The sequence below is a fragment of the Vibrio mimicus CAIM 602 genome (assembly GCF_000338875.1).
In the GTDB taxonomy this organism is placed as follows: Bacteria; Pseudomonadota; Gammaproteobacteria; order Enterobacterales; family Vibrionaceae; genus Vibrio; species Vibrio mimicus.
The window spans coordinates 1-8,273 of the sequence record NZ_AOMO01000041.1 but is presented as its reverse complement, the minus strand read 5'-3'; the positions used below and the strand labels follow the sequence as shown (position 1 = coordinate 8,273).

The window sequence follows — 8,273 nt, the reverse complement described above, 5'->3', positions numbered from 1 at the left end:
TTGATTTCCCCCCTCCCCTTTGTCTTATTCCCAGCAGTTCTTGAACTCGTCGTGCAATCGCTAGGCCAGAATCGATCAATTGCACCTGTTCACCAAGCACTTGTTGAATTTCTTCTTTAATAAGTGGGAAGTGAGTACAACCTAGTACTGCCACATCAATGGTGTGCTTAAGAGGGTGCAGTATGTTTTCTAACTCTTCGAGATCAAGTGGCTTACCGCGCAATTTTTCCTCAGCCATATTAACTAGTCGAGTTGAACCCAATAGTTCGACATTTTTGTTGGCAGAAAAGTCTCGAATAAGCTCTTGTGTGTATTGACGCTTTACTGTTGCGGGGGTGGCGATAAGCCCAATTGCCTTGCTGGCAATTAATGAAGCTGGCTTGATGGCAGGTACAACCCCCACCACGGGTATCGTGAGTTTGGCACGTAGCACTGGCAGCACTATGGTGCTCGCGGTATTACAAGCTATAACAACGAGATCAATCCGCTCTTGTTCAACCATACGAGTGACTAAGGCATCTACTCGCGCAATCAAGGTTTCTTGAGCCAATTCACCGTAGGGGTAAGCGGCATTATCGAATAGATAGATATAGCTAAGTTGCGGCAAACGAGCTTCTATTTCCCGATATACAGAAAGACCACCAACACCAGAATCGAAAATCAGAACACGAGGAAAAGATGGAGATGACACGAGTGCGACAACCTAGCTAGAAAAAACGGGTCGATCATACTCTCTCTGTTAAATTAGGCAATCCACGCCCGATACCTTTGATAACAGAAACGTTCGGTTTGGCTTTTCCCTTCTAACACTAATTCTAAGTGTCCTGACATGCATGGGGCTTGAGTCACTAGGGTGTGGAATTCTCCATTTTCCCCACATGGGTCGACGCCTTTTGGCAGGGATTGTAAAAATGCTTGGTTGTACCATTGTCCGCAATAATCTGAACTGAGCGGATTACCATCAGTCGTGACCACCAAGGTTTGAATGCCTCGATTTATAATTTCTTGCGCTAGTTGCACTGAGCTCTCACCCATTAGAGGGAAGAGACATTCCCATCCGGCGGGCTCTAAGTAACCTTTTCGGTACTCAGCGATGCCATTGCAAAACAGATCACCAAAAGCGATTGCATCAAACCTCACGCCTGAGTTCTGTAACCCTTCCACTACTCGGCTTTGATAAATCGGATTGGATGGAAAGACCGTTGGTAATTCAATTTTAATCAAAGGAAGACCAACTAGCTGAGCTTGTAGCTCAAGCACTTCAATGGGTGTCGCTTGGAAAGGCACTTCATTACCTACGTACGTGGTAACGAGGCCAACGACTTCAACATCAGCTCTTTCACGTAATCTCTCTAAGGTGAGGGTCGAATCTTTACCTGATGACCAACTGATGATGACTTTCATTTTATTCACTGTTTTATCCCAAAAACAAAACCGCCCGAAGGCGGTTTTAACTATTAGAAACGGTAATTTACCGTCGCAAACCAGTTGCGACCTTCACCTAAGTAGTATTTACCACCCGAACTATGTGCTGTTTGGTACTCTTTGTCGAAAATGTTGCCGACTCTGGCACCCAGGGTGATAGCCTCTGTTAACTTGTAGTTGGCACTGAGATCTAACACAGTATAAGCATCCATCGTTTTACCAGTACTGTCTTTACGATCACCCACGTAATTCGCAACAGCAGAAAGACCAAAGTTATCCGCCGTGTAAGTTGATACCCAACTGAAATTCTCTCTCGCTCTTCGGATCAAAAGGCTATCGTCTGATGTATCTCGTGGGTCTTTCCATTCCGCAGATACACGATGCTCAATCACCCCCGTTTCAAACAGGGCTTCAATTTCGATACCTTCAATTTTAGCGTTATCAATGTTTGAAGGGATCCAAGCACCACCAGGCCCAGTAGGAGCCCAATCGATCATATCCTCAATTTCATTGCGATATGCAGAAATCTCAATCTGAATAAAGGACAAATAGCTTCGGATCCCCACCTCTGATGACTTAGAAGTTTCAGGCTTTAAGTCTGGATTGCCTGAGCCAGGCCAATAAAGATCATTAAATGTCGGAGCTTTGAAACCGGTACCTGTTGAAGCAACAAACTCAACATATTCAGATGGAGCAACACCAAAACCTAAGTTCCAAGTGGTTTGATCGCCAAATGCGCTATCGTCATCGTAACGAATACTGGCTTCTGCAGTGATGATATCCTTTGAGAACTGCGCGGTAACGTACGCAGCTTTATTGTCTTTCTCTGTTTTACTGTAATTGCTGCTATTCGCTCCGCCTTGTCGAGCATGCTCTTGATCATAATCGATGCCCGCGGCTAAGTTTAATGTAGGTATAACTGTCCAGTGATTCAGCCAAGATACTGAATTTCGACTAGAGAAAAGGGCCGTCTTGGCTACCGTACCAGTCTCAACACCATCCCATGATTCATTGTCGCTACGCGACACCATCAATTGAGAGGCGTAGTTATCTTTATGAAAGTTTAGGGCGCCAGCTACGCTATAAAAATCGGTATTGCTTTCATTTTTCACACCTGAAAACTGATTTGCATACTCCACATCTGAGCTAAGTTGGTAACCATTAAACTGCACATACCAAGCATCATTGATGTCATGACGAAGAGCACCAAATAAAGTTTGTGATTGAAAACCATGGCTATCGCTACTTGGTGCAACCTCATTGACTCGATACCCATCGCTCTTCTCATCGGAGAAAACAAAAGAAGCCTGAGTCGAATCATTGAGTTGTCCCGTGGAGCGCCACGCCAACGACGAATGGTCATCGTTGCCATAACCTAAGTTCGCATCATGCTTAGTTTCACGGCTATCAGGGATAGTTTTTATATGAATAACCCCCCCAATAGCATCTGAACCATAAATAGCAGCTCTTGGACCACGCACAACTTCTATTTGTTCAATCGCAAATGCTGGAATTAAACCTAACGACGCACCACCTGCTGTCGCAGAGTTAATCTTTACTCCATCAACTAACACTAGCGTGTGTTTTGATGACGTACCACGTAAAAAAATACTGCTGATTTGCCCTTTTCCACCTTGGCTATTCACTTCAACACCCGGTAGTGTTTTCAATATATCTAAAGCAGATGTGACATTCAGTTTTTCGATGTCAGCCTTAGTTACCACACTAATGGATGTTAAAACGGATGATTCAGCTTGCTCAAAACGATTCGCCGTCACAACAACCGTTTCTTGTGGTTGTGCTTCACTAGCGTGTAAATAAGAGATAGGGGTAAGCAGCGATGCTAGAATGATCGCTAAAAGAGACTTTTGCATTTTGTTGTCCTAAATCGCGTGAATCCTACTGAGTGAAGTACTCAGCTGCTGGCAGGTCTTCGGACTTGAGAGCACTTATAGCCTACTGGCTCGACTTCCCACTCTAAGAGCAGTGTCGCTTGAGCGTTCGTTCTCTCTTACCGCTGCGCGTCAGTTCCGGATTTACACCGGATTCCCTCTTCCGCCATCTTTAGCCATCCAGGCATCTAAATAGCACCAGCTTGGCGCAGATAGTATTGAGTGAACGAAAAATTGTCCAGTACAGATTCAGATCCGCTATGTTTTACAGAGAAGATCCAGCCTAAAGTAGGGGCAAAACTGGACAAGCAGCCGAGATTGAATAAAATCTGCGCTCTTTCTGTAATAGCCCATAAAAAGGTACCCCAATGGCGACTCTTGATGTAAACCCTGAACTCTACCAAGCTCAATTGGCAGACAAAATCGCCCGTTTAAAAGCGATGTTTGTTAATTACTCCATGCCAGAGCTGGAAGTGTTTGAGTCGCCTGTGGCGAATTATCGCATGCGTGCTGAATTTCGGATTTGGCATGAAGGCGATGACATGTACTACATCATGTTTAATCAAGAGACTCGCGAAAAATACCGCGTTGACCAATTTCCAGCCGCGAGTCGCCTAATCAATGATTTGATGCCACTGCTGATGGATGCGATGAAGGGCAGTCACATTCTGCGCCACAAGCTATTTCAGGTTGATTTTCTCTCAACCCTCAGCGGTGAGGTTTTGGTGTCACTGCTTTACCATCGTCAACTCAACGAGGAATGGATCACTGCGGCGCAAGCTCTTAAACAGCGCCTAAACGACGAAGGATTCAACCTGAACTTAATCGGCCGAGCTCGCAAAATGAAAGTGGTGCTGGATCGTGATTACGTCGTCGAAAAATTGCAGGTCAACGGCCAACCTTATGTGTATAAGCAAGTCGAAAACAGTTTTACCCAACCTAACGCGAAGGTAGCTGAAAAAATGTTGGAATGGGCGGTCGACTGTACCCAAGATAGCAACGGTGATTTGCTTGAGCTGTATTGCGGTAACGGCAACTTCTCACTGGCATTGGCACAAAACTTCGATCGCGTCTTGGCAACCGAATTAGCCAAGCCTTCTGTAGAAGCTGCGCAATTTAATATTGCAGCCAACCAGATCGACAATGTACAGATCATTCGCATGTCAGCAGAAGAGTTTACTCTGGCGATGGAAGGCAAACGCGAATTCAATCGCTTGAAGGATGCGGGAGTTAATCTGCAAAGCTACCGTTGCAACACCATTTTTGTCGATCCACCGCGCTCAGGCATGGATATCGATACCTGTAAGATGGTGCAAGGTTATGAGCGAATTCTATACATTTCCTGTAACCCAGAAACGCTGCAAGAGAACTTGCAGGTACTTGGTGAAACCCATCAAGTGGTGCGCTTTGCCCTATTCGACCAATTTCCTTACACCCACCATATGGAAGCGGGTGTGATGTTGGAACGTAAAAAGTAACTGCATAAAAAAACGAGCCAGATGGCTCGTTTTTTTGTTTATGGCTGTCTGCCAATGTAACCGAGCTTGCGGCCAATCCAAAAGATCAGCAGTAGCACAATCACAATCGATAAGAAGTTGGAGCCTTCATGTGGATAATGCGCTTTCACGAAAGCAGAGTGACCAAATGCACCCACGAAGAAACAGGCGAGGCTGACTAACGGGATCTCTTCCGCCACAGGATTGGTTAAATACTCTTGATAAAGCATTTGTACAGAAAGCACTAAAGCAATCAAAGCAAACAGAGAAAAAGGCACTGAGCTCATGGTTAGCCATGAAAGCAAAGCATCACTACACATACCCGCAACCAGCGCCAGAATTAGGGTCTTACGCTCCGATTGCGTTGATTTAATTTCTTTTTCCGTTGACATCTCTTCTCCTTATTCGCGATTTTTTTATTTGATATTGCTCTTATTCAATAGTGCCTTTGAGACGATTACGTTCACGCTCTTTACGATACCAGTGCGCACCTTTCGCCAGCATGCGTAGCTGCATAATCAGTCGTTCAGCCAGTTCATCTCGCTCATGTCGCCCCAAATCTAGGGCTTCCGCTCCTGAACTAAAGACTAAAGTCACCGAGGCTTCCGCTTGAGTCATCGCCTCTTCACGCGTCATGCCTGTCGCAACCAGATATTCGGTTAGCTCAGCGGCGAAATGTTGGATCTCTCGCACTACTGCTGCACGAAACTCACACGATGTGCCAGAACGCTCACGCAGCAACAAACGAAATACGTTGGGGCTGCTATCAATGAATTCCATAAAGGTTTCCACGGAGGTGCGGATCACGCTGCCTTCTTTGACAATACGTTGCCGAGCTTGGCGCATTAATTGACGCAGCAACAAGCCCCCTTCATCCACCATGGTTAAACCGAGTTCGTCCATGTCTTTAAAATGACGATAGAAAGAGGTCGGTGCGATTCCCGCTTCTCGGGCAACTTCACGTAGGCTTAAGTTAGAGAAGCTCCGGTCAGCGCTCAGTTGGCTAAAAGCGGCATCAATTAGAGAGCGGCGCGTCTTTTCTTTTTGTTGTGCTCGGATTCCCAACGATTTCATACCCAGTCAGTTCTCAGCTAAGTCGAATAATGTGGTCCATACTATAACCTGATTGGCAGCCTTGTCTAAGCAACAAAGCGCTTCACTATGAGACATCCGCCATTTTCGCAAACTCACATGGGAAAAATGAGTCATATCTTGCTAAACCAATGTAATCAAAAGTGATTAAGCCGGAGCAATACAAAATGGGGCTTTTACAACGAAGGCGTGATCCCCTCCACTCTCTGCGCCTTGAGTCATGTTTCCTCGCTAGGGAATGCGTTAAAATCTCGCAACAGCAATGTTAAGCAAATATAACAAGGATCAACTATGGGACAGAAAAACCACTTTGACGTCATTGTGATCGGCAGCGGTCCTGGCGGTGAAGGTGCAGCCATGGGGCTCACCAAAGGGGGAAAAAATGTCGCTATCATAGAAAAAGAAAGCAGTGTCGGCGGTGGTTGCACCCACTGGGGCACCATACCTTCTAAAGCCCTGCGCCACGCGGTTAGCCGAATTATCGAATTCAATAGCAACCCGCTGTTTTGTAAGAACAACTCCAGTATTCACGCTACTTTTTCGACCATTTTAGGCCACGCCAAAAGTGTGATTGATAAACAGACTCGTCTGCGCCAAGGCTTCTACGATCGCAATCAATGCTCGCTAATTTTTGGGGCAGCACACTTTATCGATCCGCACACAGTGGCGGTGAGAAAAGCCGATGGCAGCATCGAAACATACAGTGCAGATAAGTTTGTCATTGCCACTGGCTCGCGCCCTTACCATCCGAAAGATGTCGATTTTGGTCATCCTCGCATTTATGACAGCGACTCAATTCTGAATCTGGAACACGATCCTCGCCATATCATCATTTACGGCGCGGGCGTTATCGGCTGCGAATATGCCTCGATCTTCCGCGGCTTGGATGTAAAGACGGATTTGATCAACACACGAGATCGCTTACTGTCGTTTCTGGATAATGAAGTTTCCGATGCACTGTCCTACCACTTCTGGAATAGTGGCGTAGTGATTCGCAATGATGAAACCTACGACAAAGTTGAAGGCACCAGTGATGGTGTGATCATTCATCTTAAATCTGGCAAGAAAATGCGCGCGGATTGCTTGTTGTACGCCAACGGACGTACAGGTAATACCGATAAACTCAATTTGGAATCGGTTGCCTTACAAGCGGACTCACGCGGTCAGTTAGTTGTAAACACCAACTACCAGACTCAAGTGGAACACATTTATGCAGTGGGTGATGTGATTGGTTACCCAAGCCTCGCGAGTGCGGCATATGACCAAGGGCGATTCGTGGCTCAAGCAATTATTCATGGTCAAGCGGCTAACTTACTGACTGAAGACATCCCAACCGGTATCTACACCATCCCAGAGATCAGTTCTGTTGGGCGTACCGAGCAAGAGCTTACTGCCGCTAAAGTACCTTATGAAGTGGGACGAGCTTCCTTTAAACATTTGGCTCGAGCGCAAATTGCCGGGAAAGATATTGGCAGCTTAAAAATCCTGTTCCATCGCGAAACCAAAGAGATTTTAGGCATTCACTGCTTTGGTGAGCGAGCTGCAGAAATTATCCATATCGGTCAAGCAATCATGGAACAAAAAGGCGAAGCCAATACCATTGAGTATTTCGTGAATACCACCTTTAACTACCCAACGATGGCGGAAGCCTTCCGTGTCGCGGCCTTAAATGGTCTTAACCGACTGTTTTAATACGCTAGCGTTTTATACCCAAACTACTTGGAGTTGCAGGTAGGCGGCAAGTGAGTTCATCCCCATGAACATAGACAACTATGTGATTGGGGTGAATGAACGTAGTCAATACTGCTGCTTCAAGTAGGAAGAGGATATTAGATAAAGATAAAAATCCGCCTTCTTAGAAGGCGGTTTTAATATAAGCCCCCTAAAAGGGGGCTACGACGCTGTTAATCTCTCAACAACTCTAGCTGCTGCTCTTGCTCAAGCTCTTTTCTGTCTTGGTGACGAACATACCGTCTGATGATTTCTTCATTTACACCAACCGTATCTACAAAATAGCCTCGTGCCCAAAAATGATTTCCCCATAACTTTTTTCTGATATGTGGAAACTTGTTAAATAATCTAATAGCACTCCTACCCTTTAAAACTCCCATCAATGTCGAAATGGATACTTTCGGAGGAATTATGGCAACTAAGTGGATGTGATCTGGCTGAATATTTAGCTCCAATACTTCACAATCTTTCATATTACAAAGAATGTAGATCGAACGGTTCAGCTCTTTCGCCACATTGCCTTTTAAGATCTTAAAACGAAATTTTGGTGTCCAAACGATATGATATTTACAACGCCAATAGACGTGTGATGAACTTCGATAGTCGCCCATGTTATTTGACTCCTCTTACTTATGGT

At 45.4% G+C, this 8,273-nt stretch carries 8 protein-coding genes and 1 riboswitch; of the genes, 2 read left to right on the top strand and 6 right to left on the bottom strand.

All coding sequences use genetic code 11. The features are described from left to right. The 3 genes from murI to D908_RS06540 form a co-directional block, all read right to left on the bottom strand. A partial coding sequence (gene murI, locus D908_RS06530; RefSeq protein WP_005525437.1) for a glutamate racemase occupies window positions 1-691 on the bottom strand: 691 nt, incomplete at its 3' end. 53 nt (window positions 692-744) lie between these two features. Next, the gene (locus tag D908_RS06535) at window positions 745-1,404 is read right to left on the bottom strand and encodes a Dph6-related ATP pyrophosphatase (protein ID WP_032467655.1); all 660 of its coding nucleotides are present in this window, start codon (window positions 1,402-1,404) and stop codon (window positions 745-747) included. 53 nt (window positions 1,405-1,457) lie between these two features. Next, window positions 1,458-3,299: a TonB-dependent receptor domain-containing protein gene (locus D908_RS06540; protein ID WP_005525433.1), complete on the bottom strand. Its 1,842-nt coding sequence runs from the start codon at window positions 3,297-3,299 to the stop codon at window positions 1,458-1,460. Between the two features lie 33 nt (window positions 3,300-3,332). Next, window positions 3,333-3,535, bottom strand: a riboswitch (cobalamin riboswitch). A 150-nt stretch (window positions 3,536-3,685) separates the two neighbouring features. Between D908_RS06540 and trmA the strand changes: the two genes are divergently transcribed. After that, window positions 3,686-4,795 (top strand): tRNA (uridine(54)-C5)-methyltransferase TrmA, encoded by a 1,110-nt coding sequence (trmA, locus tag D908_RS06545; protein ID WP_005525431.1) that lies wholly within the window; start codon window positions 3,686-3,688, stop codon window positions 4,793-4,795. 38 nt (window positions 4,796-4,833) lie between these two features. On the opposite strand, the gene D908_RS06550 is transcribed toward trmA, so the two are convergent. Next, complete coding sequence (locus tag D908_RS06550) at window positions 4,834-5,205, bottom strand: YijD family membrane protein (RefSeq protein WP_000102534.1); 372 nt, start codon at window positions 5,203-5,205, stop codon at window positions 4,834-4,836. Window positions 5,206-5,245: 40 nt separating this feature from the next. Then, window positions 5,246-5,887: an HTH-type transcriptional repressor FabR gene (fabR, locus tag D908_RS06555; RefSeq protein WP_000838359.1), complete on the bottom strand. Its 642-nt coding sequence runs from the start codon at window positions 5,885-5,887 to the stop codon at window positions 5,246-5,248. 309 nt (window positions 5,888-6,196) lie between these two features. On the opposite strand from fabR, the gene sthA reads away from it, so the two are divergent. After that, window positions 6,197-7,597 (top strand): Si-specific NAD(P)(+) transhydrogenase, encoded by a 1,401-nt coding sequence (sthA, locus tag D908_RS06560; protein ID WP_005525429.1) that lies wholly within the window; start codon window positions 6,197-6,199, stop codon window positions 7,595-7,597. A gap of 212 nt (window positions 7,598-7,809) precedes the next feature. On the opposite strand, the gene tnpA is transcribed toward sthA, so the two are convergent. Next, entirely contained in the window at window positions 7,810-8,247 is a 438-nt protein-coding gene (gene tnpA / locus D908_RS06565; RefSeq protein ID WP_000503158.1) for an IS200/IS605 family transposase, read from the bottom strand. Window positions 8,248-8,273: the final 26 nt, after the last annotated feature.

Excerpts from the sequence above, each read along its gene's own strand:
- D908_RS06535 (WP_032467655.1), bottom strand. The coding sequence starts at position 1,404 with ATGAAAGTCATCATCAGTTGGTCATCAGGTAAAGATTCGACCCTCACC.
- D908_RS06540 (WP_005525433.1), bottom strand. The coding sequence starts at position 3,299 with ATGCAAAAGTCTCTTTTAGCGATCATTCTAGCATCGCTGCTTACCCCT.
- trmA (WP_005525431.1), top strand. The coding sequence starts at position 3,686 with ATGGCGACTCTTGATGTAAACCCTGAACTCTACCAAGCTCAATTGGCA.
- D908_RS06550 (WP_000102534.1), bottom strand. The coding sequence starts at position 5,205 with ATGTCAACGGAAAAAGAAATTAAATCAACGCAATCGGAGCGTAAGACC.
- fabR (WP_000838359.1), bottom strand. The coding sequence starts at position 5,887 with ATGAAATCGTTGGGAATCCGAGCACAACAAAAAGAAAAGACGCGCCGC.
- sthA (WP_005525429.1), top strand. The coding sequence starts at position 6,197 with ATGGGACAGAAAAACCACTTTGACGTCATTGTGATCGGCAGCGGTCCT.
- tnpA (WP_000503158.1), bottom strand. The coding sequence starts at position 8,247 with ATGGGCGACTATCGAAGTTCATCACACGTCTATTGGCGTTGTAAATAT.